Source organism: Paenibacillus nasutitermitis (assembly GCF_014641075.1).
GTDB lineage: Bacteria > Bacillota > Bacilli > Paenibacillales > Paenibacillaceae > Paenibacillus_Z > Paenibacillus_Z nasutitermitis.
This window is the reverse complement of record NZ_BMHP01000002.1, coordinates 654,917-679,089: the sequence shown is the minus strand read 5'-3', so window position 1 is coordinate 679,089 and position 24,173 is coordinate 654,917. Positions and strand designations below refer to the sequence as shown.

Genomic DNA, 24,173 nt, shown 5'->3' with positions numbered 1-24,173 from the left:
TCATTTGTCGGCAATGCTTTTTTTTGATTTATGCCTATATGAACAGGAGGCTATTCATATAGGCCATGTTTTGCAACCGGGTACGGGGGATTTATACAATAATATATTATTTTTAGGGAGAGAACCAAATCGATGAAAGCTGTGAAACGGATATCCTGGATGAAATTATCATTGATGCTTCTGCTGGCGGCGATGCTGCTGGTCGCTTCAGCCTGTGGAAGCGGGGCACCGGGCAATAGTAAGAACGGGGCCAATTCCAACTTGGAAGACCCGGCGACAGCGACCGGAACGCCTTCGAATACTGGCGCGGATGAGACGGATACAGGCGAAGGAGAGGCAGAGACTGCCGCAGAAGCCACTGCCTATCCGCTGACGGTCAAGGATGGGACGGGAACGGAGCTTGTCTTTGCGCAGGCTCCAGCCAGAATCGTGACGCTGGTTCCAAGCGAAACCGAGATCGCATTCGCGATCGGAGCCGGCGAGCAGGTCGTCGGAGTGGATGATTTCTCCAATTACCCGGAAGAGGCCGCTGGCAAAGAAAAGATTGGCGGCATGGAGGCGAATATTGAGAAAATCGTCAGCCTGAAGCCTGATCTGGTGCTTGCTTCCTCAGGTATGAACCAGCCTGTAGTGGATAAACTGCGGTCATTAAAGCTGACGGTGTATGCAAGCGATCCGAAAACCTATGACGACGTTGCGTCGAAAATCACCCAAATCGGCGTTATCATGGATAAGGCAAAGGAAGCCGCTGAAGTGACCAGGCATATGCAGGATGTCCGCCAGCAGGTGACGGATGCAGTCAAGGATGCGCCTAAGCCTAACGTATTCCTGGAATTTTCCCCGGGCTGGACGGTTGGAAAAGGCGAATTCCTGGATGAATTGCTCACGATCGCAGGGGGGACCAATATCGCGGATCAGCAGGGATGGTATGAAATCGATCCCGAGTCGGTAGTGAAATCGAATCCCGATGCGATTATTTATGCTTCCATGGCAGTTAAGGAAGGCGAGAAAAATCCGATACTGGCGGCCATCGAAAGTCGTCCGGGCTGGAATACGATTGCTGCTGTCAAAGAGAAGAAGATATACGAGGTGAATGAGGATCCGCTTGTACGGGTCGGTCCACGTCTTGCGGAAGGGTTGCTGGAGGTAGCCAATAAGCTGCATCCGGACCTCGTGAAGTAAATGAGACTCAAACTGTACGTTTTTGGAGGAGCAGCTATGCTCCTCCTTGTCGCATCTATTGTTGTCAGTATGTCTATCGGCTCCGCCGGACTTCCGCTGCGCGATGTATGGGGCATTCTCGTCCATCAGCTGCCATGGATGGACAGCGCGGAAGGCAGGTGGGATGCTGGCGATATTGCGATTGTTACCCAGCTGCGTCTTTCCCGCATCCTGCTTGCCGTAATGGTTGGAGCCTGTTTATCCTTGGCCGGCGCGGGTTTTCAGGGTGTTCTGCGCAATCCCTTAGCGGACCCTTTTACGCTTGGCGTTGCTTCCGGCTGCGCGGTGGGCGCATCCTTTCTCATTTTATTCGGTTATCAGACCGTAATTGGAATCTGGTCGATCCCGCTGATTGCTTTTGTTACCGGCATCATTACCCTTGTTGTTGTATTTGCCCTTTCGCGGGCACGCGGCGCAGTGAATGTCGAGACCTTAATCTTGTCGGGCGTAATCGTCCAGGCTTTTCTTGGCGCGTTCGTGACCTTTATGGTTTCGCTTTCCCAGGGGGTTGTTAATGAAATTATGTTTTGGCTAATGGGGAGTCTGAGCGGGCGGAGCTGGGAGCATGTAAAGCTTATTTTTCCTTTTGTGCTGATCGGTCTTCCTGTACTGATCCGTTACGCCCAGCCCTTGAATATGTTCGCTTTTGGCGAGCGGCATGCCGCATATATGGGTATTGAAGTGGAGCGGACCAAAATGATTGTGCTGATTGTCTCGACCTTAATGACCGCCGTGGCTGTATCGATATCGGGTATTGTAGGTTTTGTAGGATTAGTTGTCCCACACCTGCTGCGGCTGCTTATCGGTCCGGATTACCGTATCCTTATTCCATTGTCGGCTGTAGGCGGCGGCATTTATCTGCTGTGGGCCGATACGCTGGCGCGGACGGCGCTCAGCCCCAGGGAAATATCGCTCGGCGTCGTTACTGCGCTGATCGGGGCTCCTTTCTTCGCCTATTTATTATACCGGCGCAAGGTGCAGCGGGGAGGGACGGCATGATTGAAGCCATTGAACTTCGCAAGACAATCGAAGGCAACCAGATACTGAAGGGACTTTCGTTCAAGCTGAAAGCAGGACGGATCTACGGAATTATCGGTCCAAATGGTGTCGGAAAGTCAACTCTTCTTCAACTCCTTGCGGGAATCGAATTCCCGACATCCGGTCAAATTCTGCTCGAAGGAATCCCTGCCGGGCGATATGCCCGCAAGTCTTTGGCCAAGTGGCTTGCGGTTCTTCAGCAGGGCGGTCTGGCTGCCGCAGGTTTTACGGTTCGCGAGGTAGTCGCGATGGGCAGGTATCCGTTCCAGAACTGGCTGGGGGGTGAGAAGACCGATACCGGTCCGCTCATCGATGAGGCTATGGAGGCAATGGGCCTCAGGGGTCTTGAGGATCGGCCGGTTGATCAACTCAGCGGCGGGGAAAGGCAGCGTGTCGCCCTGGCAAAAGTGATGGTCCAGGAGCCCAGGCTGCTTCTGCTTGATGAGCCGACGACCTATCTGGATATCGGTTATCAGCTGCAGCTGCTGGATACGGTCAGTAGCTGGCAGCAGGAACGGGGCATAACGGTAGTGGCCGTCCTTCACGATATCAATTTGGCGGCCCAGTACTGCCAGGAGCTGCTTGTGCTAAGCGGAGGAAGGCTGGAAGCGTTCGGCACCCCGGCGGAGGTGATCAGCGAAGAGCTGATCCGGCGCGTCTACGGCGCCGGATCCGTTGTTCTGCCGCATCCGCAAACAGGCATTCCCCAGCTGCTGCTGCTGCCGGGCAAGCCTTCATCGGATACCAGATAAGAAAGGAAGACAGCATTAATGAGCGAATTCATCCTATCACAACTTATTGGAACTATAAAACCTCTAAACAAGGAATCGGTAGAGGCTGCCGACCGGCATTTGAATAGCCTGACGAAGCCGCCGGGCAGCCTGGGAAGGCTGGAAGCGATTGCCCGGCAGATGGCAGGCATAACCGGCGAGCTCGCGGCGGATCTGTCGAAGCGGGCTATTATCGTCATGGCGGCGGATCATGGCGTCTGTGCCGAGGGCGTGAGCGCTTTTCCGGCGGAGGTGACAGGCCAGATGGTGCTCAATTTCCTGTCGGGTGGAGCGGCTGTCAATGTACTCGCACGGCTGGCCGGTGCCCAGGTGAGCTGTGTTGATATCGGTGTCAATGCCCAGCTGGAGCATCCCCTGCTGATCAGCCGGAAGGTTCGCAGCGGGACAGCCAATATGACGCAGGGACCTGCAATGTCACGCGAGGAAGCCCTCCGGGCCATTGCGGCAGGATCAAGGCTGGTGGATGAGCTGGCTTCCGCAGGTTACCGGATGTTCGGGACCGGTGAGATGGGAATTGGCAATACGACTGCGAGCGCTGCCCTCTGCGCCGTGCTGGCAGGCATGGAGCTTGATGCGGCGGTCGGCCGGGGAACCGGCATCGATGAAGATAAGCGCAGACATAAAGTCGATGTGGTCCGCCGGGCGATTGCAATCAACAAACCCGACCGGGCTGATCCGCTTGATGTCCTGGCCAAGGTGGGCGGCCTAGAGATTGCCGGTCTGGTCGGCGTTATCCTGGGTGCGGCTGCCAATCGCTGTCCCGTTCTGATCGACGGATTTATTTCATCGGCAGCTGCTTTGGTTGCCGCAAGGCTTGCCCCGCAGGCTCTACCTTATATGCTTGGTTCTCATCTGTCGGACGAGCAGGCTCACAGCGGGCTGCTGGAGAGTATCGGGATCCAGCCCATGATCCATCTGGACATGAGACTGGGCGAAGGAACAGGAGTCGTGCTGAGCTTTCATTTTGTTGATGCGGCGATTGCCGTTATGAGAGAGATGGCCACATTTGAAAGTGCCGGAATATCGCGGGAATAAGCCCGGGACCGATTACATCCGAAGAAAAGAGGAACTGCAATGGCGGTTATGATTACAGGCGGGGCGCGAAGCGGAAAAAGCGACTTTGCCGAGCGGTATGCCATGCGGATGGCCGAAAGCGGCATTTATATCGCCACCTCCCAAAGCTGGGATGATGAAATGACACAGCGGATCGCGCGGCACCGCCGGTCCCGCGAAGCCGCAGCCTTTCCCTGGCGGACGATTGAAGAGCCTTTGGATATTGCAGCCATCCTGCAGCGTCTGGACCAGGAAGCCGCCGAGGAAGGGAGCGGCTGCCAGCGTCCTGCAGTTCTCGTGGATTGCCTGACCTTGTGGCTGACCAACTGGATACTCAAACTGGATGCGGAAGAGGACCCTGCAGCCGGTCCCACGGGGCCGGGGGACTGTCAATCGGCCAAGCCTCAGGGAATGGAGGCGGTGGCTGACGAACTGATCGCTGCCGTAGCAGCTTACAGCGGACCGTTGCTGCTGGTAACCAACGAGGTGGGAAGCGGCATTGTTCCCGCTTATCCGCTGGGACGCCGGTTCCGCGACGAAGCGGGGAGACTCAACCGCAGGCTGGCGGCTGTTTGCGAACAAGCTTTTCTTGTCGTAGCAGGCTTTCCGCTGGATTTGAAGACACTTGCTTTTCGACTGGAGGACGAATAGGTGCTTTTCTATTCGCTGCCGGAAATCCTGCTCCTCATTGCGGCGGCTATCGTTATCGATTGGGTCGTCGGCGATCCGAAATGGCCGACCCATCCCGTCATCTGGATAGGCCGATTTATTCATTCCTTTGAACGGCGGCTCTATCCAAAAGGAGCCCTGATGGCGCCTTCCCGTTTGAAGAAGAGCGGAATGCTGCTTGCGGGAACCACGACGGTATTGTCCTTTGCCGTTATATGGCTGATAACGGCATTGGCATCCTTCATCCATCCATGGGCGGGTTATGCGCTGTCCTGCTGGTTTATCTCCTCCACAATCGCTGTGAAGGGACTCAAGGATGCGGCGATGCTTGTATACCGCCCCTTGATTGCCGGCGATCTTGAAGAAGCGAGAAAATACGCGGGCTATATTGTCAGCAGGGATACAGAGTCAATGAGTGATGCGGAAGCGGCCAGAGCGGCGGTGGAAACCGTCGCGGAGAATACGGTGGATGCATTTGTTTCTCCGCTTTTCTTTGCACTATTGGGAGCTGCGCCGCTTGCCATGCTCTACAGATCGGCAAATACGCTGGACTCCATGGTCGGATACCGTAATGAGCGTTATCTTCATTTCGGCTGGGCCTCTGCCAGGCTGGACGACATCCTGAACTATCTGCCCGCCCGTATAACCGGCCTGCTGCTTGTCGCGGCAGCATGGCTGACACCAGGTCTTGCCGCTGGCAGAGCTTATGGAGCGGTCCAAGCTTTTGCCCGGCTGCATCCCAGCCCAAATAGCGGCATTCCGGAGTCAGCCGTCGCGGGAGCGCTTGGAATTGAGCTTGGCGGCCGCAATATTTATTTCGGCCAGGCAAGCGAACGGGCGCGTCTTGGCTGGCCGCTGCAGCCGCTTGCGGCCGGGGATATTATCCGTACCGTTAGGCTGCTCTACCTTGTCAGTTTATTTTGGTTCGCGGGGGTGGTTCTGCTATGGTGCGTCATTCGCTGAAAACGCAGCTTCAGGCAGCCGGTGCCGCATTTCAATTTATGACGCGTCTGCCGGTGCCGCTTGAAATTCCATTTACACCTGCGGTACTGGCCAAGAGCGTGGTCTATTACCCGCTTGTTGGTGCTGTGATCGGAGGCATCGCCGGTGCCGCCGGTTGGTTCTTGTCATTGTGGGTACCGGTGCTGCCATCTTCGGTGCTGATCCTGTTGATCTGGACGGTACTAAGCGGCGCTCTTCATCTGGATGGCCTGATGGATACGGCAGACGGAGTGCTTAGCTACCGTTCGAGGGAGAAAATGCTGGAGATCATGAAGGACAGCCGGGTGGGCGCCATGGGGGTCATAGCGGTGATTATTCTGATGCTGCTGAAATTTTCCACCCTCGCAGCGCTTCTAGAGTCAGAAGGACGGTGGACGGATGCGGTGCCGCTTATGGTTATGGCATGCGGCTGGAGCCGGCTGTGGGTGGTTGTGTCCATGGTTGGCTGGCCGTTTGCGAGGCCCGGTGAAGGATTGGCCATTCTGTTCAGCAAGGTACGCAGATCCCAGGTGTCGGTGACAGTTGTCGTGCAGCTTACGCTTGCTGCCGCTGCCGGTATGGCTTGGGGCTTGTCCTTGCCAGAGCTGGGCTTGATTGTGCTTGTCCAGGGAGCGCTGACGCTGCTCTGCGGAATGCTGCTCTCCCGCTATTTTACCCGCCGGTTAGGCGGTTTGACCGGAGATACCTATGGAGCTCTAATTGAGATACTGGAATGCATGCTGCTGTTTTCTCTGCTTTGGCTGATTTAAAAGATGGACGGGAAGATGCGCGCAGTAAGAAGGAGACCTGGCTAGTATGAAAGTAATTTCGATTGAACAAGGGGGCTTATACGGATGATGCTGGAGCGATTCGGTCACGGGGGTGACCTCCTGACCGCCCAGGAACTGTTCGGCATCGGGGCAGGCAAATTTATCGATTTTAGCGCCAATATGAATCCTCAAGGGCCGCCGGCCTGCGTGTCAAGGATTCTGAGGGACTATGCCGGGACGATTGGGCAATATCCCGATCCTGCGTCAAGAAGTCTCATTAAGAAGCTGGCCGCTCACCATGGGGTCAGCGAACTGTCCATTCTGGCCGGTAACGGAGCGGCGGAATTGATTGATTTGACGGTGCGCACGCTGCAGCCCAAAGTAACGGTTGTAGCGGCTCCAAGCTTTGTTGAATATCGGGATGCTGCTTTGAAATGCGGGAGCGCCGTGAGAGAATTGGCGCTTGCTCCGGAAGCGGGTTTCCGGTTGACGATGCAGGGGGCCCAAACGTTGCTTGCAACCTTACGCGGGGAAGGGCTTGAAGCAGGAGATACCCTGTGGTTTCTGGGCTCCCCCAACAATCCGACAGGACAGTTGGTCGATCCTGCTATTATCCGCAAGCTGCTCATAGAAGGCGAGCAGGTTGTGGTGGACGAGGCGTTTATGGACTTTGTTCCGGACGCCGCGGCAATCAGCCTGCTGGAAGAAGCCGCTGCCCATGATCGTTTGTTCGTCATTCGTTCACTGACCAAGTTTTATGCGATTCCCGGCATACGATTGGGATACATGACGGCCTCGCCGGAATCGATTGGCCGGATCAGGGCGCTGCAGGTGCCCTGGAGCGTAAATTCGCTGGCACAGCAGATCGGTCAAGCGGTGCTTGCAGATGAGGAATACCGGAAAGACTCGATGAACTGGATTGCGGAGGAACGTCCATGGCTGGAAAACCAACTGCAAGCTCTCGGATTGGACGTTTATCCTGGCGCAGCTAATTATGTATTGTTTGCTTTGCCCCGCGGACATCAGCTCAACGCCAAGCTGCTCCAGCAGCAGCTTGGCCATCGCGGCATTCTGATCCGGGACGCTTCTTTGTTTAACGGATTGGATGACCGCTTCTGCCGGATTGCGGTGCGTTTACGCAAGGATCATCTCGCTCTGCTGAAGGAAATGAAAGCATTGCTTGAACGCAAGGAGAATCTTATATGACCCAGCCCTTTCGGATGCGGAATAAGGATGATGGATACAGACCGGCGAACGGGCCGGAAATGATGATCAGGCTGGAAGCGGATGCCATCATCATAACATGCGCAAAGCCGCTGGAAACGTTAAGCAGCGCGGTAGTCGGGGGCGGTTTTTCAAAAGCGGAGCGGATTGTCAATTGGAAGGTCCCGCTGGGCTACGAGGGTTCGGATCCGGTGCGGGATTTTCATCAGATGCTGATTGAACGGGGCGTCCCAGGAAAAGCTACCGTAGGGCTGTTGACTGCCGCGAAGCTCACACATGCCTCGATCTTCGAGACTGATGGGGACGGCTTCTCCATGGTATGCTGTACCACGGCAGGCACGGGCAATGCGGCCAGAGCGGGACTTGCGCGCCCCGTATTCTCCGCTTACGAGGCGGGGACGATCAATACCGTTGTGTTGATTGACGGGCAGCTCACGTCAGCGGCGATGGTCAACGCCATCATTACTGCAACGGAGGCCAAAGCCGCTGCGCTGGCCGACCTTGGCGTTGCCGATCACCTGCACCATGCTGCAGCCACAGGCACGACAACGGATGCGATTGTGATTGGCACATGCAAGTCTGAACGCTATAGCGGGATCCATCGGTATGCGGGCTCCGCAACGATGGTCGGAAGCGCGATCGGACGGTTGGTTTACGATACGGTTTCTGAGGCGGTCTCGACGCAGAAGGAGAGCTGAAGGAACGATTCAGCCGCGAAACTGAAAGCAGGTTTGTGCAAAATCAGGTTAGGAATACGATTTTGATCAGGTGAGAACCTTGGAGGTTGCAGAATTGGAAATCAGGCTTCTGAATAGGGAAGACGCACATCGATATCGAGAGCTTCGGCTGAAGTCCTTAATGGAGAATCCTGAAGCATATTTAACGACTTATGAAATAGAGTCCGCAAAACCAATCGAGCAGGTGCAACAGAATCTTTTACCGACAGACAGCAGATTTACGCTAGGTGCTTTTATCGTAAACGAACTCGTGGGTATCGTGACTTTTGTAAGAGAAAGTAACCCTAAAACCTTACATAAAGGGAATATCTATGCGATGTATGTTTCGCCTGAATGCCGGGGGAAAGGAACAGGCAAGGCATTGATCCGGAGGCTGATCAAAAGGGCAGCGCATTTGGGTGGGCTGGAGCAAATTAATCTATCCGTAATCTCTACAAACACCGGTGCAATAAGATTGTATGAACGTAGTGGTTTTACTGGATATGGAACGGAGCGCAATGCTTTGAAATCTGGGGATCACTATTGGGATGAAGAACTCATGGTACTGCGATTGGGTGAAAGGGATAAGAGCTGATCCGTCCTGAATTTCGTTCGGAGCAGCGGTCGTAGAGCAATAAACCAAACAAAAAAGCAGCAAGCCGAAGCTTCTGCTCTTGAATGCGAATATAAAGTGGCGGAGCTGACGGGATTCGAACCCGCGGTCTCCTGCGTGACAGGCAGGCATGTTGGGCCACTACACCACAGCTCCATGCGATAAGACAAGGGATATCATACCACGGCTGCTTGGCAATGTCTATTCCTTTATTACATTTAATATAGGGCCTGATCGATTGATTATCTCTTTCGGCTGTGAAACATTATAATAGAATCAGAAATAGAGAGGCAAACACGCAGCGACATGCTCAACATATAGAGGAGACTGGAAGTATGGATCATCATCATAAGGAGCGCGGCGGTGCGGAGCTGCCGATAGACAGCCTGCTGCCGGAGCTGATGGAGCATCTGTGCAAGCAGACTGGCGCGGTACTGATCGCAGCTCCAGGGGCAGGGAAAACAACACGGGTTCCGCTTGCTCTTTTACATTCGCCGTGGCTGAAGGGTCAGCGTATTCTGATGCTGGAGCCCAGGCGCCTGGCTGCCCGCTCAGCCGCGCGCTATATGGCCGCTTCTCTTGGCGAGCAGCCAGGCGAAACGGTCGGTTACCGGGTGAGAATGGATACCAAGGTGGGCCCAGGAACCCGGATTGAGGTCATTACCGAAGGTGTGCTGACCCGCTTGCTTCAAACCGATCCTTCGCTGGAAGGGGTGGGGATGGTTATCTTTGACGAGTTTCATGAACGCCATCTGCATGCCGATCTGGGCCTCGCGCTTTGCCTGCAGATGCAATCGCTGCTGCGGGAGGATCTACGGCTGCTTGTGATGTCTGCCACGTTGGAAGGAGAACGGGTCTCGGCCCTGCTCGGGGGCGCCCCGGTAGTCATCAGCAAAGGCCGGGCGTTTCCGGTGGTCACGCATTATGCTTCCAACAGGCTGGAAGGGCGTATGGAGGATGCCGCCGCGAGGATGGCTGCCGAAGCTGTTCGCAGACATGAGGGGGATGTGCTGGTCTTCCTGCCGGGGGCGGGAGAAATCCGCCGTGTCCAGGGCTTATTGAGCGGGACGGCGGCCGGACTCGGTCCCGATGTGCGGGTTATGGCGCTGCATGGCAGCATGCCCCCGGATGCACAGGATCAGGCGATAGCCGCTTCTCCGCCCGGCATTCGCAAAATTGTGCTGGCTACGACAATTGCCGAATCCAGTGTAACGGTGCGGGGCGTCCGGATCGTGATCGACAGCGGTCTCAGCCGCGTGCAGCGGTTCTCCCCGCGCACGGGCATGTCGCGGCTCGAGACGGTTGCGGTTTCCGCCGCCTCCGCCGATCAGCGGCAGGGTCGTGCAGGAAGGGAAGCGCCGGGAATCTGCTACCGGCTGTGGACCGAACAGGAGCACCGCCAGCTGAAACCGCAGAGCGAGCCGGAGCTGCTTGATGCGGATCTGGCACCACTGGCGCTGGAGCTGGCCGTCTGGGGTGTAACAGACCCCGGCGATCTCTTATGGCTGGACCCCCCTCCGGCTGCGGCCTATGGTCATGCGGTAGAATTGCTGTGCGAGCTCGCCGCGCTGGATGCCGATAACAAGCCGACCCGGCACGGCAGGGCGATGGCGGCGCTGGGTATGCACCCGCGCTTGGCTCATATGGTCCTGGAGGCGGATAAGCTCGGATATGGCGCCGCCGCCTGTGAGCTGGCTGCACTGCTTAGCGACCGCGATCCGCTGCGCAGCAAGGTCCGCAGCATCGATATGCGGCTGCGAATGGAAGCCCTTCACGGCCATCCTCCGGATGCGATGGACGATGCGGTGCGGAGGAGAATTGCGGCAGAGGCACGGGAATGGAGACGGGCGGCAGGTATCTCCCAGCCATCGGCAGGAGACGGTCCAGGCCTGGGCGGTGCGGATGGCCACGGCCTGCTGCTCGCTTTGGCATATCCGGACCGGATCGCCCAGCGACGCAGCGACGGCCGTTTTCTGCTGCGCAGCGGCCGCGGGGCCATCGTGCGGGAGCTGCAGCCGTTATCGCAAGAGGCGTATCTGGCTGCGGCGGAGCTGGAGGACAGTGGAGTGGACAGCAGAATTCAGCTGGCTGCACCGCTGACTTTGGGAGAGCTTGAACAGATAATGGGCGATCAGATTATAGAGGAGGACGAAGTGCTGTGGGACCGTTCGGCACAAGCTGTCCGCGCCAAGCGGAAGCTGCGGCTTGGTGCGCTTGTACTTAAGGAGAGCCAGCTCGCCGATGCGGACCCCGAACGGGTCGCGCAGGCGCTGATGAGCGGAATCGCCGAGCTTGGCCTTGATGTTCTTCCCTGGACGCGCCAGGCTAGACAACTTCAGGCCCGGATCGCCTTGATGCATGCGCACAACCAGGCATGGCCGGATGTTTCCGATGAATCGCTGCTAATAGACATGCAGGGCTGGCTTGGTCCTTATATCGGCGGCATGCGCAGGCGCTCGGATCTGGCCAGAGTCAATCTGGCGGCCGTCCTGGAGTCACTGCTCTCCTGGCAGGAGCGGCAGCAGCTGGACAAAGAAGTACCAACCCATATAACCGTACCCAGCGGATCGCGCATACCCATCGATTACAGCGACCCTGCAGCTCCCGTGATTGCGGTTCGCCTGCAGGAGCTGTTCGGGTGGCAGCAAACGCCCAGGATCGCCGGGGGCAAGCTGCCATTGACGATTCATCTGTTGTCGCCTGCACAGCGGCCGGTACAGGTGACAAGCGACCTGGCCAGCTTCTGGAAGGGGACATATTTTGAAGTCAGGAAGGATCTGAAGGGGCGTTATCCCAAACATTATTGGCCTGATAACCCTCTTGAAGCGATGCCGACCAACCGGACCAGGCCGCGTGTGTAAAGAGGACAAGACAGCCTTGATAAGTTCGGAGGATCGAAGAATGAAACTGCTGATTGTTTATTTACTGGTTATGAATGTAACGCTGCTTATTCTGATGCGGATCGACAAAACCCGTTCCGGGAGCGCAAGCGGCCGCAGACACCGCATTCCCGAGCGGCGGCTGCTGGGCGTTGGCGCACTTGGCGGGGCACTTGGGGGCTGGATCGCCATGCGGATGTTCCGCCACAAAACCAAACATGCTGCTTTTGCAGCGGGCTTTCCGGTAATGGTCCTCATTCATGCTGTTGTTCTGATTGCTGCATACCGTTATCTTGCCTAAGTTCGTGGCTCTGCAAGAAGTGGATAGCCTGAAGCATGTTTTTACAAGCATCCATTGACTGTTTACGCTACATATGCTATATTTCTATTTCGTGTAACAACCCTATGCTTGCTGTGCCATATCTGTATGACACGGTCTTAAAACCTATATGAACACACGAACAAGCCGCATGCAAATGCGGCTTTCTTTGCCCTTGCAGTTTGTACAGGATGGTCCTTAAATAGATGCTGCAAGGGCAATGCGGCTCATCATTATCAACTTTCAGGAGGGTAACTGACATGTCTGTTCAAAGTGCCTTTCAAGACGAAGCAGCGCGGATCGAGGATGTGCTTGGGCAAATCCGCCGTCAGCTGCTTGCGATCGGCCCCCGTTATACGGGCGATGATTTCACGGAACAAATGCTGCAATTACAGCGCGAGCAGCGGCAGCAGCGGCTGGAGGTCGCCGAGCGCGAGCCTTATTTTGGCCGTATTGATTTTCAGGAGCTGGCCACGCCGCAGCCCAAACCGTTATACATCGGCAAGGCCGGTGTCGCGCATGAATCGAGCAAGGAGCTGCTTGTTGTGGATTGGCGGGCTCCTGTAGCGAGCCTTTTCTATGCATTCAGCGGCGGGGAAGCGCCAATTACTTATGAATCGCCCGAGGGCGAAATCGAAGGAACCATTCATCTCAAACGCAACCTGATGGTGCGCGGCGGCGTGCTGGAGCGGGTGGTGGACAGCTACATCCGGGGAGAGAAAGATGAATCGGTTACCGACGAGTTCCTCCTGTACCGTCTGGGCGAGAACAAGGACAATCGGCTGAGGGATATTGTATCGACCATCCAGCAGGAGCAGGACCGGATTATCCGCACGGAAAAAAATAAAACCGTCTTTATCCAAGGAGTGGCAGGCAGCGGGAAAACGACCGTAGCCCTTCACCGGCTTGCTTATTTGCTGTATCGTTATGCGGACCGTATCCGGGCCGAGCGGATGGTGATCTTCGCGCCCAACCGGATGTTCCTGGATTATATCTCCGGGGTTCTCCCGGAGCTTGGGGTCGGCGATATCCTGCAGACGACCTATAATGAATGGGCGATTGAACGGCTGCAGCGGTCAGTGCGGCTGGATGACTCCTCCGACAGCATGGCGTATTGGTTCGAGCAGCCGCGCACGAGAGAGGAGATGGAGCAGGCATCAGGACGGATCAAAGGGAGTACAGCGTTCAAGGAGGCGGTCGACCGCAGGCTGCAGGAGCTGGAATCCACGCTGTTGCCGGAGCAGCCGTTTGAGCCCATACCGGGTATGACGCTTCAGCCTTCGGCGATTCAGGATTGGCTGCTCATCGAGGACAGTTATGAACCATTCATGAAACGCCGGGAACGACTTGTCAACCGGATCAAGCGATGGCTGGAATCGGAGTGGAAGGCTCGCCGCATCAATGACCGCCCATTAAAGAGCAAAGCCAATGCCAGACTGAACGCCTACTGCAAAAAAATACCTTCCTTCACCGCATCTCAGCTATACAGCGAAATGCTAAGCGGAGCGGACGCGGCGGAGCTGATCCCAGCGAAGTCACGGGCGGCAACGGTGAAAGCGCTCAAGAAGAATCTTGCGGAGCCGGAAGATCTGGCACCTCTCGTTTATATCCAACTGAGGCTCTACGGGCTGGACCAGCCGGTCTATGACCATGTTGTCATCGATGAAGCGCAGGATTATTCGCCGTTTCAGCTTGAAGGCCTGCGCTTGTGCCAGCTCCATTCATCCATGACCATTCTAGGCGATTTGCAGCAGGGAATTCACCGTTATGCGGGGATCGTCAACTGGACCGAGCTGACAGAGGTATTTGACGCACAGGAGCAGGACTATTACGAACTGGACCGCAGTTACCGGTCGACGATGGAAATTATCGAATTTGCCAACCGGGTTCTCGGCAGCATGGGAGATGGTGTGAAGCCGGCTGTTCCGGTGTTCCGCAGTGGAGAAGAAGTTGAGATCTCGGTGTTTGATCAGGAGGAGGAACGACTTGCGGAAGCCGTTCGGACGGTTCTGGATTGGCAGTCCCAGGGCAGTTACCGAACTATCGCCGTGCTGGCCAGAACGGCCATAGCCTGTTCTGTGCTTGCCGCGCGGTTTGCCGAAGAAGGGGTGGAAGCGTCTCTTATTCAAAGCAAGCAGGAAGCCTATGGCGGGGGGTTGACCATCGTGCCGGCTTATTTGGCGAAAGGACTGGAATTTGATGCGGTGCTGATCGCCGATGCCGATGCGGCAAGCTTCGGCGATAATGACGGAAAGCTGCTTTATGTGGCCTGTACGCGCGCTCTGCATAAGCTGAAGCTGCTCAGCTGCGGCCCGCTTACGAATTTGCTGAATGCAGAACTGTGCAACTGATTGAATCCCTTCATTGAAACCTTTTGATGGCCATACCATTGCCGGCGGAAAATGTTGTTCTGGATGATAGGAGGAATGGAAGATGATGGGAATGGAATGGGATTACCTGCTCCGTGTCCTTGTAGCGGGAGCATGTGGGGTGATTATCGGCTACGAGCGGAAAAGCCGGATGAAGGAAGCCGGTATCCGTACCCATTTTATCGTGGCCGTTGGCGCGTCCCTGATGATGATCGTCTCCAAATACGGCTTTCAGGATCAGTTATCCTGGAGTAATCTTTCACTGGATCCGGCGCGAATCGCGGCTCAAGTCGTAAGCGGCATCGGATTTCTGGGTGCCGGCATGATTTTCATGCAGAAGCAGACTGTCAAAGGACTGACAACGGCTGCCGGAGTCTGGGCGACTTCGGGGATTGGGCTTACCATCGGCGCAGGGCTTTATCTGGTGGGTGTCGGTGTCACCCTGATGATTTTTATCGGGCAGAAACTTTTGCACCTGAAGCTGAACTGGCTAAGAACCCCCAGAACCGAGCAGCTTATGATCCGCGCCGGCAATGAGCCAGGCATGCTGGATCAGATTTTGCTGGAAATCGAGAAGCAGGGCATCCGGATCGGCAGTTTTCATGTGGAGAAGAAAAACGAAGCGGCTGAGATGGAGATTGAACTCCATGTGATCCTGCCGCCTGATTTTCAAATCAACAAGCTGCTTCAGATCATCCAGCAAATTCCCGCCATATATGCGGTAGATTATCATTAATCAGGATGGTTTCGTACAGGAAGTCACGGCTGAGCGGTGCCGGTTGTTTGCAATGCCAGCAGGAAAAAAACTGGACTGGAACCCGGTAAAGATCGTATGCTATGCTAATGTGCCACGCTTAAGCTGGCAGTTTTCCGGTCCATCCGAAAGGCAGCTTGCCGAGTGATTGGTGTCAATATGAGCAGCAAACAGCAAAGGGGCAACAACATACATGGACTTTATTGTGCATCATCTTTCGTTTTTTGTTATTCAGGGGGACGGTGCCGACAATGCGGCGAAAACCTTCCAGCATTTTCAGACATTGGATCAGGAAGGGTATGCGGACAGCGAGCTGAAAGCTTTCCTGGACGGCGAATTTCAGCGGATCTGCAAACGCAAGGCCGAACGCCATCCCGTCACAGAGAATGCGCCGACCAAAATCGGGCGGTTTATTGCCGAACCCGGTTACGAACTGGACAGCAATCCAAACTATAATCTGTTTCAACGACTTCGCGATGCAGGCACCAATCAGGAATTTCACAGCTATGCCGACGAGCTTATCCGTCTTTATATGGATGCCGCTGCTGTTCGCGGAGGAGCTCTGATTGTTGTAAAAGCGACCCCGAACCGGCATACGGACGAGCCGCTGCTGTTTATACTGAAATGCGATTTTGAACCGAAGATCGCGCGGATTTCCGACGAGAAGAGCCTCATTTCGCATGTTGAAATGGCGATCAGCGCACGGAATATGAAATCGATTCAATATCCGTTTATGCCGGAAGAGGGAATGCTGGAGCTTTGGGAGCTGAAAATTCACCAGGCTTCGCATGCCCGGTATTTTGAGGATTTTCTGCGGTTTGTCAGTTATGAGAAAGCAATGCCGGAGCTGATGAGCGAGCAGATGATTACGATGGTCCATGAATATATGGACGAGAAGTGGCAGGGACAAGAGGGCGAGGAACGCGAGCAGGAAGCCCAGCGCTTCGAGATCTGGGCGGCGAGCGAGAAGCGGGAGCTTCAGGAAAGCTGGACGCATGAACAGGTATCGGCCGCGGCGGAGCAGCTGGTGGAGCAGCAGCCAAACCTGAGTGTTGCGTTCAAACTGGATGGCGTATCGGTCAAGGGGCCGCTCGCAGAATTCGGCCGCTCGATTCATTTTGCGACGTACAAGGGCCGTTATATCGCACTGGTTGAAGGCGATGCGTTCCAGTTTGACCGCAGCGTCTCGCCAGTTGAGCTGCTGCAGCCGCCCGATCTGCTGGAAGTCCTGGAGCAGCTCGGACAGCCAAAAAAAGAGCAGAATAGCGATGAATACCCACAGGCGCAGCTGCCACAGGCCGATGACGGACTGCCTTATTAGAACCTATTACAGATTGTTATCAGGGGAATTCCGGCAAGCGGGATTTCCCTTATTTTTTAAGATCGGGTGAAAAAGCAGCCTTTACTTACCGATAAACAACATAGGCGGCTGCCGGCTCCGACCGTTCGAGCGATCTACACAATCGAACAATATTCGTTCTTAGTGCTGATTATTTTACATAATTTATTAAATTCCGATAACATTTGGATTATACTTGAAATCATGACTAAGGCTATGCCTTTCCAACTGCGAAGCAAAAGGGATGTTATTATAAGGTTTAAACACGGGGTGAATAAGAATGAGAGCCATGCTGGTTGATGATGAAGCGCTGGCAAGCTATGATCTGCGCAGACAGCTTGAGATAATCGGCGGCTTTGAAATCGTTGCCGAGCTGAAAGATGCGCAGGAGGCGGTCCGGCAAGCGGAAAGTCTTGATCCGGATGTGGTTTTCCTGGATATCGATATGCCGGTTCTGAGCGGGATCGAAGCGGCCGAGCTTCTGCAGATGCGTTTGCCTAAACTCAAGATCGTATTCGTTACGGCGTACGATGATTATGCGATAAAGGCGTTCGAGCTCAATGCGGTGGATTATTTATTGAAGCCGGTAAATACCGGAAGGCTGAGAAGAACGGTCGAGCGGCTTCAGGCGGATATCCGGCAAATCCAGCTGTCCAACGAGAGCGGTGTGGGCAGAGGATTGCCGCTTCCCGCCGCCTCCCCTCCGCATACGATGCTGCGTTGTTTTCAAACGCTGGAGCTTGATAACGGCAGGCTGGAATCACTTCCATGGCGCACCTTTAAAGCGCAGGAGCTGTTTTCTTTCCTGCTGCTGCACAGGGAGCAGCTGATCCGCAAAGACATGCTGCTGGAGCTATTATGGCCGGAAGTGGACTATAAGAAGGGTTATACCCAGCTCTATACGACAGCTTATCAGATCCGCAAGACGATTGCGGCGCTGGATGTCACGCTCGAACTCAAAAGCAACGAGAAAGGCTACAAACTTGAAGTGAACGGGCTTCCGCTCGATGTTGAGATTTGGGAGCAAGGGGTCACGGGCAATATGGCTCTCACGATGGAAACCCTGGACCGCCATCTTTACCTGACGGAGCTGTACCGCGGCGATTATTTGGCGGATTATGATTATTTATGGGCGGAGAGCGAGCGCCAGCGTCTTCGTTATTTATGGTTTAAGCATGCCTCGGAGGTTGCGAAGCTGCTGGCTCAGGCCAAACGGGTATCCGAAGCGATCCATCTGTACAACCAGTTGCTGGACAAATTTCCGCATGCCGAGGAGATCCATTTTGAAGTGATGAAGCTTTACCGGCAATGCGGTGATGCGGAAGCGGCCAGAATCCAATACGGCAAGCTGGTGCAAATATTGGCCGAGGAAGTGGGGAGCGCCCCGCGGCCGGATATTGTGGAGTGGATAGGTGTATAGCGACCGGGCATCGCATCTGGAACAGATTTTATTGGCATTTGGCAATCTGTTATAATCAAGGAAAACAAACAGAGGTGGTGTGCAATCGTGAATACCGTTTTTTTCATCGAACTTGGCATGGGCACCGATTTGCATGGGCAGAACATTACGAAGGCTGCAGTAAGAGCCGTCCAGAATGCGATTCACCATAATTCGATGCCGGGTCTTCGCAGTGTGCTGCCGGGCCAGGATCTGCACGCCATGAAGGTGCATGTGAAGCTTGCCGTCCCTTGCGACCGCGAGCTGCTTGATGAAGAAGCGGTGAAAGCTGAACTTCCTTACGGGCAGGTCACGATCGAAATTATCGATGGCGGGATGATCACCTCAAGCGGAATTGTACTTCCGGATAAGGATGACAAAAACGATCTGATCTATGTCGTGGTCGCTTCAGTGGAAGTAGGGTATTAGCAGCAAGCCGGCAGGGGCTCATGTCCCTGCCGGCTGCTTTTTTTATAAACAAACTTTCTGATCCTGGCCCGCTGTCCCGGCAGGAGTTAGAAATAATCATCACCGTGGCTCAGGCTGCAGGTGTAGGGAAACCCCGAACCGGTTCCAGCTGTTGATATCATTAATGATCATCAACAGATCCACGAATTCTTTCTCGCTAAAATGCTCCAGCACCTGTTCGTACACCTGGTCGGGAACGCCGTGGCTGCTCAGTACGGTTGCACACTCGGCCAGAGCCAATGCCGCTTTCTCCGCTTCACTGTAAAGGGTTGTTTCGCGCCAGGCGTTCAGAAGGACAATTCTCTGCTCGCTTTCCCCGTGCTTGCGCACATCCCGCGCATGCATATCGATGCAGAAGGCGCATCCGTTGATTTGCGATACGCGGATTTTAATCAGCTCGCGCAGCTTGGGTTCAATCGCGGTCCCCTCCGTGAATTGGTGAAATTTGAGCATGGTTTGGTAAGCTTCGGGGTTAACGGTACTGTGGTTGAATTTCAAAGTCGGTTCACTCCTCGTCTCTTGAATGATCGTTCACTGAATAAGACAAATGAAGTGCGGAATTTGTGACATCGCTGGCGATAATCATCAGGAAGAAGCCGCTCTGACGCCGCTGATGATTAATTTATCAGGATTCATCACACTGAAGATACGGGAAATAGCCTTGCCATCAGCGGTATAAGCGAAGCTGTATACCGCAGTAAGCTTCTGCTCGCGATATAGGATGAAACCTTCATGGCTGTTAACCACCGAGGTGAAGGAAAGCTTCCTGTCTGAATTGAATTTCATGGAGAAATCAAGCAGCGCAAGAACACGCGCTTTCCCATAAATCGGATTGATTGCGGCTTTTACCTTGCCGCCTCCATCGCTGACAAAAACAACCCCGTCGCTGAGGAGTGTCATCAAATGATTCAAATCTCCAGCAAGGAAAGCCTGGCTGAAGGCTTGGGCAACATGCGGATGATCCGGTTGATAGGGGAGCTTTAGACCCTCCTCCAACTGTTGACTGGCGATCTTTTGTTTCGCACGGCTGTAAAGCTTACGGCAATTCACGGCTGTTTTATCTACGATTCCGGAAATCTCATCAAAAGAAAAATCGAGAGTCTCGCGGAGAATGAATACGGCCCGCTCGGATGGGCCCAGAATTTGAAGGAGAACGAGAAAAGCATATGCCAGGTCATCCCTGAGCTCCATGGCTCTTTCCGGATGATGTTCAACCCGCTCTACAAGCGGCTCGGGGAGCCAGGGTCCTGTATACCGCGCTCTGGTTCTGCGTGCGGATTTAAGCTCGTTGATGCAGCGGTTGGCAACCATTTTGCATAGATAGGCTTTAAGATGTGCAGCAGAGATGTCCTGATTCTGCTGCAGGGTCACAAATACATCCTGCACCACATCCTCGGCATCCTGAACCAGACCCAGCATCCGGTAGGCAATTGAGAACATGAGCGGTCTGTATGTGGTATATAGCTGCTGAATATCCATCTTTATGCTTCCTTTCCTGTTCATTACCTTTTCGTTGGTTGAATGCTTATCATCTTAGTATATCCGGCGGCGATGTGGCAAGAGTTTGCAGTGGACCCTGTTGACAATGAGGGATGGCGAGGAATTGCTCCGGTGACCGAGCGGCGAGCGGATGCAGAAGCTGGATTATGGCAATCCGACCATTCTGCCGACAAATCAGGCATTCCGGATGGCTTAATGAGGAAGAGTTGTTTCGTGAGGCAGCCGCAAGAGCGAAGAGAATCGTGAAAGGAGTTTAACCTGCTTCTATTTTCACATATTTCCATGTTCATATTCCGTTCATAAAGGGATCTTATACTTTAACAAATAGTGAGGACGCGCCTGCGGCAAAGGGCATGTGCAGGCGTTTGTTGACTAATCGGACCGGTTGACGCCATGATGGGGATAACGGGAGCCGTACGGCATTGGAAAAACTGATAAATATATATATTATGGCGCAGCAGGCACGGGTCTTGATTCCCGCTGTACTGGAGCGGGAACGGAGATGGATGAAATGACGAAACTGCTGATTGTAGATGATGACCCGCATATCCGCGAGCTGGTGTGCCTGTTTCTCGGAAGAGAAGGGTTTGAAACGATTGAAGCTGCGGACGGTATCGAGGCGCTTGCCATGTCGGTGAAGGAGCAAGTCGATATGGCCATTATCGATATCATGATGCCCCATATGGATGGCTGGCAGCTCTGCCGCGAGCTGCGGGAACGAGCCGATTTGCCTGTCCTGATGCTGACTGCCAAAGGGGAAACGTCGCAAAAAATAAAGGGGTTTGAGCTTGGAGCGGATGATTATCTGGTTAAGCCGTTCGAACCGCTGGAGTTGATTGCCAGGGTCAAGGCGCTGCTGAAGCGGTATCGGATCGCCACGTCACAGACCGTCCAGATCGGTGAGATTCAACTGAACCGGATAAATCTGGAAGTGAAGATGAATGGCTCTGTGATGACAATACCGCTCAAGGAATTCGAGCTCCTGTTCAAGCTGGCCAGTTACCCGGGCAAGACGTTCTCCCGCGATCTGCTCATTGAACAAATCTGGGGTTACGATTATGAAGGTGACGAGCGTACAGTTGACGTTCATATCAAGCGGATTCGCGAGCGGTTTCCCGAGGAGCAATGCCGTTTCAGGATTCAGACGATTCGAGGACTCGGCTACCGGCTGGAGGTGTAGCTTTGAAGAGCAAAATCAAAGTGTTGGATGGTTTCCTTCTTATTAGTTTATTGCTCGCCATTTGCTGGAGCATCGCTTATACCATCGTTGTTTATGCCTCGGAGAGAAGCAACGAACCGGAATCGCTTTCCACGCTCATGCATGACGGCCAGCTGATGGTACAGATAGCTGCATCCGGCAAGAAGCCGGATGAACAGGCTTGGCAAGCAATTGCCAGGCAAAACGGATACCGTTTACTTCTAATAGATGGCGCCGGCGCGACAATGAGCTACGGAGAGAAAGCGGAACGGTTTCTTGAGAATCCGGAGGAGAATGACATCAGCGCTGTAATGTCGGGAGGGACGATCGAGCATATCAAACGGACCCATTTGTTCGGAAAGGGCGTCGCCATGGTCGGTCTGCCTATTACGGTTCAGGACAAACAGCAGGCATTGTTCATCCAGAGCGAATTACCAGGCATCTATAATCATTACGGGAAAGGGATTTTGATTCAGCTTCTCAGTTTTGTCGTGTTGGTTCTGCTGTTATTGTGTTTTCGTCCCTGGAGACGGGATATGAGAGGTTGGATGCAAATTATAGAAGCGATCCGCAAGATCGCCAAAGGTGATTTTACCGTGGTGATTCGAGCGGATGAACCGATCCCCGGTCAGTTTAGAGAGCTTGTGACCAGCATCAACGACATGGCGGTGGAGCTGAATCAGATGGAACAGATGCGGCAGACGTTCATTTCCAATGTCTCACATGAAATTCAATCTCCGCTGACCTCGATTCGCGGCTTCGCCCAAGCACTACAGCAAGAGGAAGGTTTGGATGAGAAACAGCGCAAGCACTTTTACCAAATCATTGAGACGGAGAGCAGCCGGCTCTCCAAGCTGAGCGATAATCTGCTCAAGCTGACCACGCTTGAGTCTGACAAGCATCCCATTGACCTTAAATCCTACCGCCTGGATAAGCAAATACGGAGCATAATTCTGGCGTGTGAGCCGCAGTGGCTGGATAAGGAGCTATTCATGGATATAGAGCTGGGGGAGATCCGTATTACTGCCGATGAGGATCTCCTGTCCCAGGTATGGATGAACCTTCTCAGCAACAGCATTAAATTTACACCGAATGGGGGAACCATCTCAATCGAAGCCGGGAAGAGGGATGGCAGAGCCGAAGTCCGGATTTCGGACAATGGAATAGGCATCGATCAGGCGGATATTCCGTTTATATTCGATCGTTTCTTTAAAGGGGACAAGTCCCGCAATCGCCAGATCAGCGGCAGCGGCCTGGGTTTGTCCATCGTGAAGCGGATTATCGATATGCATGGGGGGGAGATCGGCGTTACCAGTACGCTCGGCAGCGGGACGACGATTACAGTGATGCTTCCATCCCCTGATCGCGATTCCACTCCATGACGTGTAGGAATAATGCAAATGGGTTAATAATACGTAGACGCAAAAGGAGGCGGTAATGATGTTAAACGGGCAAGCAGTAAACGAACAGGAACCAAAAAGCCCGCCAGAGGTTCCACCAAAGGTTATTCCGGAGATTAAGCCGGATCAGCCGCCGGAAATCAAACCGGATGTCATCCCTGAGCTTCCGCCGACCGAAATTCCGGAAATTAAACCGGATGTTTATCCGGAAATTCCAGAGAATGATGTATAGCGCCAGGTGACCGGTGGTAGAGGCAGGTTCCGTCAGGATAGGTATGGGAATGTAATGAAAAAATGACCATAGAATACCCCGCTCTGCTGAAATTAAAGCAGAGCGGGTTTTTTGATTCTATTAACCATCCTTATCGGCAGATTTCTATTCAATCCGCAAATGTTTTCCCGCTGCCTGGCAGTGTTTTTCTGTAGCTGGCTGACTGGAAAGCGAGATATTTGCGCAAATATTTACGGCTGATAAAAGCAATGCCGCCGATAATGCCGCCGACAATAACGGCAACAGGAATGCTCCATTGCGTTGGGATTTGATGATCCGGAGTGATCCCCATATTTATCCAGGTAGCCCCGAAGGTGCGAAGGATGCCAGCAGCAACAATAAGCACCGCACAAAAAGCAAAGCCGTAGGCTATGACCGCCAAAACGGGTACAACCGTAACACTAAGCAAGCCTGTCGTACAATAAAAACCGATTAATGCAAGTTTCTCTTTAAAAGTCCTGCCCTGGTTGTTCTCCAAGATATATTCACTTCGGTAAGCTCTGGCCAGCTTGCGCGGATCGCCGAGCCGGGCAAGGATCTCTCTCTCCGGCTGGCCGTGCGCCAGGCCTTCCGCGATATGACTCTCGATTTCCCGTACGGCATCCAGCCGCTCTTCTTCGGGGAGCTTTTCCAATAAACTATAAAACCGGTCCAAATAAGCTTTTCCTTCCGGACTCATTGTTCCTCATCTCCTCGATGTAATTGAATTTGATGGATAGCGGTAGAAAATTTGTGCCATTCACGGGCCATGCTGTCCATCAGCTGCCGCCCGGAAGTGGTTAGACTATAATATTTGCGGGGAGGTCCGGTCTCCGATTCCTTCCAGAACGACTCCATATAATTCTCTTTGAGCATCCGCCGCAGCAAGGGGTAGAGGGTGCCTTCCGTAATGGCAAGAGGCTCCCATTTATCGAGCAGCGTGACCATTTCGTAGCCGTATCGCGGTTTTTCACTGATCAACAGTAAAATACAAAACTCCAGAATACCCCGCCGTACCTGGGAATTCCATTCCGATATTTCCAATGCCACCACTCCTTGACGTACATGTTATCACAAGGTAGTGTGCACGACAAGGTACCGGAATGAAAAAATTTCTTATTTCCAGGCCAGCCTCGGATCTGCCCCGTCCATAATGCATAAACCCTGCCAGTCAACAAAAAAA

At 54.0% G+C, this 24,173-nt stretch carries 24 protein-coding genes and 1 tRNA gene; 20 read left to right on the top strand and 5 right to left on the bottom strand.

The genetic code is table 11. The features are described 5' to 3' along the window. The first annotated feature begins 132 nt into the window (after positions 1-132). The 10 genes from IEY46_RS13145 to IEY46_RS13100 all read left to right on the top strand — a co-directional run bounded on the left by IEY46_RS13145 (position 133) and on the right by IEY46_RS13100 (position 9,058). Positions 133-1,182, top strand: coding sequence for an ABC transporter substrate-binding protein (locus IEY46_RS13145; RefSeq protein ID WP_188992451.1), 1,050 nt, complete (start codon positions 133-135; stop codon positions 1,180-1,182). Further along, the gene (locus IEY46_RS13140; RefSeq protein ID WP_188992450.1) at positions 1,183-2,220 is read left to right on the top strand and encodes a FecCD family ABC transporter permease; all 1,038 of its coding nucleotides are present in this window, start codon (positions 1,183-1,185) and stop codon (positions 2,218-2,220) included. It abuts the gene before it with no gap. Next, on the top strand, positions 2,217-3,011 hold the full coding sequence (locus IEY46_RS13135; RefSeq protein ID WP_188992449.1) for an ABC transporter ATP-binding protein: 795 nt from the start codon (positions 2,217-2,219) through the stop codon (positions 3,009-3,011). The genes IEY46_RS13140 and IEY46_RS13135 overlap by 4 nt, the downstream gene beginning before the upstream one ends. A gap of 18 nt (positions 3,012-3,029) precedes the next feature. Beyond that, entirely contained in the window at positions 3,030-4,085 is a 1,056-nt protein-coding gene (cobT, locus tag IEY46_RS13130; protein WP_188992448.1) for a nicotinate-nucleotide--dimethylbenzimidazole phosphoribosyltransferase, read from the top strand. 39 nt (positions 4,086-4,124) lie between these two features. Continuing rightward, a complete protein-coding gene (gene cobU / locus IEY46_RS13125; protein WP_188992447.1) occupies positions 4,125-4,754 on the top strand; it encodes a bifunctional adenosylcobinamide kinase/adenosylcobinamide-phosphate guanylyltransferase in 630 nt (209 codons plus the stop codon). Continuing rightward, the gene (gene cbiB, locus IEY46_RS13120) at positions 4,755-5,735 is read left to right on the top strand and encodes an adenosylcobinamide-phosphate synthase CbiB (RefSeq protein ID WP_188992446.1); all 981 of its coding nucleotides are present in this window, start codon (positions 4,755-4,757) and stop codon (positions 5,733-5,735) included. It abuts the gene before it with no gap. Beyond that, on the top strand, positions 5,717-6,523 hold the full coding sequence (gene cobS / locus IEY46_RS13115) for an adenosylcobinamide-GDP ribazoletransferase (protein ID WP_229750281.1): 807 nt from the start codon (positions 5,717-5,719) through the stop codon (positions 6,521-6,523). The genes cbiB and cobS overlap by 19 nt, the downstream gene beginning before the upstream one ends. 84 nt (positions 6,524-6,607) lie before the next feature. Next, the gene (gene cobD / locus IEY46_RS13110) at positions 6,608-7,729 is read left to right on the top strand and encodes a threonine-phosphate decarboxylase CobD (protein ID WP_229750280.1); all 1,122 of its coding nucleotides are present in this window, start codon (positions 6,608-6,610) and stop codon (positions 7,727-7,729) included. Beyond that, the gene (locus IEY46_RS13105) at positions 7,726-8,445 is read left to right on the top strand and encodes an adenosylcobinamide amidohydrolase (RefSeq protein ID WP_229750279.1); all 720 of its coding nucleotides are present in this window, start codon (positions 7,726-7,728) and stop codon (positions 8,443-8,445) included. Before cobD ends, IEY46_RS13105 begins: the two co-directional genes overlap by 4 nt. A gap of 94 nt (positions 8,446-8,539) precedes the next feature. Next, entirely contained in the window at positions 8,540-9,058 is a 519-nt protein-coding gene (locus tag IEY46_RS13100; RefSeq protein WP_188992445.1) for a GNAT family N-acetyltransferase, read from the top strand. A gap of 97 nt (positions 9,059-9,155) precedes the next feature. Here IEY46_RS13100 and IEY46_RS13095 read toward each other — a convergent pair. After that, a tRNA-Asp gene (locus IEY46_RS13095) sits at positions 9,156-9,232 on the bottom strand. Between the two features lie 179 nt (positions 9,233-9,411). On the opposite strand from IEY46_RS13095, the gene hrpB reads away from it, so the two are divergent. The 7 genes from hrpB (at position 9,412) to IEY46_RS13060 (ending at position 18,603) form a co-directional block, all read left to right on the top strand. Next, positions 9,412-11,937: an ATP-dependent helicase HrpB gene (gene hrpB, locus IEY46_RS13090; RefSeq protein WP_188992444.1), complete on the top strand. Its 2,526-nt coding sequence runs from the start codon at positions 9,412-9,414 to the stop codon at positions 11,935-11,937. A 40-nt stretch (positions 11,938-11,977) separates the two neighbouring features. Continuing rightward, the gene (locus tag IEY46_RS13085; RefSeq protein WP_188992443.1) at positions 11,978-12,256 is read left to right on the top strand and encodes a DUF1294 domain-containing protein; all 279 of its coding nucleotides are present in this window, start codon (positions 11,978-11,980) and stop codon (positions 12,254-12,256) included. A gap of 278 nt (positions 12,257-12,534) precedes the next feature. After that, positions 12,535-14,625 (top strand): HelD family protein, encoded by a 2,091-nt coding sequence (locus tag IEY46_RS13080; protein WP_188992442.1) that lies wholly within the window; start codon positions 12,535-12,537, stop codon positions 14,623-14,625. Positions 14,626-14,707: 82 nt separating this feature from the next. Further along, positions 14,708-15,379, top strand: coding sequence for an MgtC/SapB family protein (locus IEY46_RS13075; RefSeq protein ID WP_229750278.1), 672 nt, complete (start codon positions 14,708-14,710; stop codon positions 15,377-15,379). A 211-nt stretch (positions 15,380-15,590) separates the two neighbouring features. Then, positions 15,591-16,718 carry a DUF3900 domain-containing protein gene (locus tag IEY46_RS13070; protein WP_188992441.1) on the top strand — a complete coding sequence of 376 codons (1,128 nt, stop codon included), beginning with the start codon at positions 15,591-15,593 and terminating at the stop codon, positions 16,716-16,718. Positions 16,719-17,016: 298 nt separating this feature from the next. Then, positions 17,017-18,156 carry a response regulator gene (locus IEY46_RS13065; protein WP_188992440.1) on the top strand — a complete coding sequence of 380 codons (1,140 nt, stop codon included), beginning with the start codon at positions 17,017-17,019 and terminating at the stop codon, positions 18,154-18,156. Positions 18,157-18,243: 87 nt separating this feature from the next. Next, positions 18,244-18,603 (top strand): Lin0512 family protein, encoded by a 360-nt coding sequence (locus IEY46_RS13060; RefSeq protein ID WP_188992439.1) that lies wholly within the window; start codon positions 18,244-18,246, stop codon positions 18,601-18,603. A 99-nt stretch (positions 18,604-18,702) separates the two neighbouring features. Here IEY46_RS13060 and IEY46_RS13055 read toward each other — a convergent pair whose 3' ends face one another. Both IEY46_RS13055 and sigJ read right to left on the bottom strand, forming a co-directional pair. Further along, positions 18,703-19,140, bottom strand: a complete 438-nt coding sequence (locus IEY46_RS13055) for a carboxymuconolactone decarboxylase family protein (RefSeq protein ID WP_268239512.1) — start codon at positions 19,138-19,140, stop codon at positions 18,703-18,705. 87 nt (positions 19,141-19,227) lie between these two features. After that, positions 19,228-20,121 carry an RNA polymerase sigma factor SigJ gene (gene sigJ, locus IEY46_RS13050; RefSeq protein WP_188992438.1) on the bottom strand — a complete coding sequence of 298 codons (894 nt, stop codon included), beginning with the start codon at positions 20,119-20,121 and terminating at the stop codon, positions 19,228-19,230. A 532-nt stretch (positions 20,122-20,653) separates the two neighbouring features. Here sigJ and IEY46_RS13045 point away from each other — a divergent pair. From IEY46_RS13045 to IEY46_RS13035, 3 genes are read left to right on the top strand one after another with little or no spacing between them, the layout of a single operon-like run. Beyond that, entirely contained in the window at positions 20,654-21,322 is a 669-nt protein-coding gene (locus IEY46_RS13045) for a response regulator transcription factor (RefSeq protein WP_188992437.1), read from the top strand. A 2-nt stretch (positions 21,323-21,324) separates the two neighbouring features. After that, positions 21,325-22,722, top strand: coding sequence for a sensor histidine kinase (locus IEY46_RS13040; RefSeq protein WP_229750277.1), 1,398 nt, complete (start codon positions 21,325-21,327; stop codon positions 22,720-22,722). Positions 22,723-22,780: 58 nt separating this feature from the next. After that, the gene (locus IEY46_RS13035) at positions 22,781-22,972 is read left to right on the top strand and encodes a hypothetical protein (protein ID WP_188992436.1); all 192 of its coding nucleotides are present in this window, start codon (positions 22,781-22,783) and stop codon (positions 22,970-22,972) included. Positions 22,973-23,120: 148 nt separating this feature from the next. Here IEY46_RS13035 and IEY46_RS13030 read toward each other — a convergent pair whose 3' ends face one another. Then, the gene (locus IEY46_RS13030; protein ID WP_188992435.1) at positions 23,121-23,690 is read right to left on the bottom strand and encodes a DUF1700 domain-containing protein; all 570 of its coding nucleotides are present in this window, start codon (positions 23,688-23,690) and stop codon (positions 23,121-23,123) included. After that, positions 23,687-24,034, bottom strand: coding sequence for a PadR family transcriptional regulator (locus IEY46_RS13025; RefSeq protein ID WP_188992434.1), 348 nt, complete (start codon positions 24,032-24,034; stop codon positions 23,687-23,689). Before IEY46_RS13025 ends, IEY46_RS13030 begins: the two co-directional genes overlap by 4 nt. Between the last annotated feature and the right edge of the window lie 139 nt (positions 24,035-24,173).

What these genes read in the sequence shown, in the direction of transcription:
- IEY46_RS13145 (WP_188992451.1), top strand. Translation starts at nt 133, where the DNA reads ATGAAAGCTGTGAAACGGATATCCTGGATGAAATTATCATTGATGCTT.
- IEY46_RS13140 (WP_188992450.1), top strand. Translation starts at nt 1,183, where the DNA reads ATGAGACTCAAACTGTACGTTTTTGGAGGAGCAGCTATGCTCCTCCTT.
- IEY46_RS13135 (WP_188992449.1), top strand. Translation starts at nt 2,217, where the DNA reads ATGATTGAAGCCATTGAACTTCGCAAGACAATCGAAGGCAACCAGATA.
- cobT (WP_188992448.1), top strand. Translation starts at nt 3,030, where the DNA reads ATGAGCGAATTCATCCTATCACAACTTATTGGAACTATAAAACCTCTA.
- cobU (WP_188992447.1), top strand. Translation starts at nt 4,125, where the DNA reads ATGGCGGTTATGATTACAGGCGGGGCGCGAAGCGGAAAAAGCGACTTT.
- cobS (WP_229750281.1), top strand. Translation starts at nt 5,717, where the DNA reads ATGGTGCGTCATTCGCTGAAAACGCAGCTTCAGGCAGCCGGTGCCGCA.
- cobD (WP_229750280.1), top strand. Translation starts at nt 6,608, where the DNA reads ATGATGCTGGAGCGATTCGGTCACGGGGGTGACCTCCTGACCGCCCAG.
- IEY46_RS13105 (WP_229750279.1), top strand. Translation starts at nt 7,726, where the DNA reads ATGACCCAGCCCTTTCGGATGCGGAATAAGGATGATGGATACAGACCG.
- hrpB (WP_188992444.1), top strand. Translation starts at nt 9,412, where the DNA reads ATGGATCATCATCATAAGGAGCGCGGCGGTGCGGAGCTGCCGATAGAC.
- IEY46_RS13085 (WP_188992443.1), top strand. Translation starts at nt 11,978, where the DNA reads ATGAAACTGCTGATTGTTTATTTACTGGTTATGAATGTAACGCTGCTT.
- IEY46_RS13080 (WP_188992442.1), top strand. Translation starts at nt 12,535, where the DNA reads ATGTCTGTTCAAAGTGCCTTTCAAGACGAAGCAGCGCGGATCGAGGAT.
- IEY46_RS13075 (WP_229750278.1), top strand. Translation starts at nt 14,708, where the DNA reads ATGATGGGAATGGAATGGGATTACCTGCTCCGTGTCCTTGTAGCGGGA.
- IEY46_RS13070 (WP_188992441.1), top strand. Translation starts at nt 15,591, where the DNA reads ATGGACTTTATTGTGCATCATCTTTCGTTTTTTGTTATTCAGGGGGAC.
- IEY46_RS13065 (WP_188992440.1), top strand. Translation starts at nt 17,017, where the DNA reads ATGAGAGCCATGCTGGTTGATGATGAAGCGCTGGCAAGCTATGATCTG.
- sigJ (WP_188992438.1), bottom strand. Translation starts at nt 20,121, where the DNA reads ATGGATATTCAGCAGCTATATACCACATACAGACCGCTCATGTTCTCA.
- IEY46_RS13045 (WP_188992437.1), top strand. Translation starts at nt 20,654, where the DNA reads ATGACGAAACTGCTGATTGTAGATGATGACCCGCATATCCGCGAGCTG.
- IEY46_RS13035 (WP_188992436.1), top strand. Translation starts at nt 22,781, where the DNA reads ATGTTAAACGGGCAAGCAGTAAACGAACAGGAACCAAAAAGCCCGCCA.
- IEY46_RS13030 (WP_188992435.1), bottom strand. Translation starts at nt 23,690, where the DNA reads ATGAGTCCGGAAGGAAAAGCTTATTTGGACCGGTTTTATAGTTTATTG.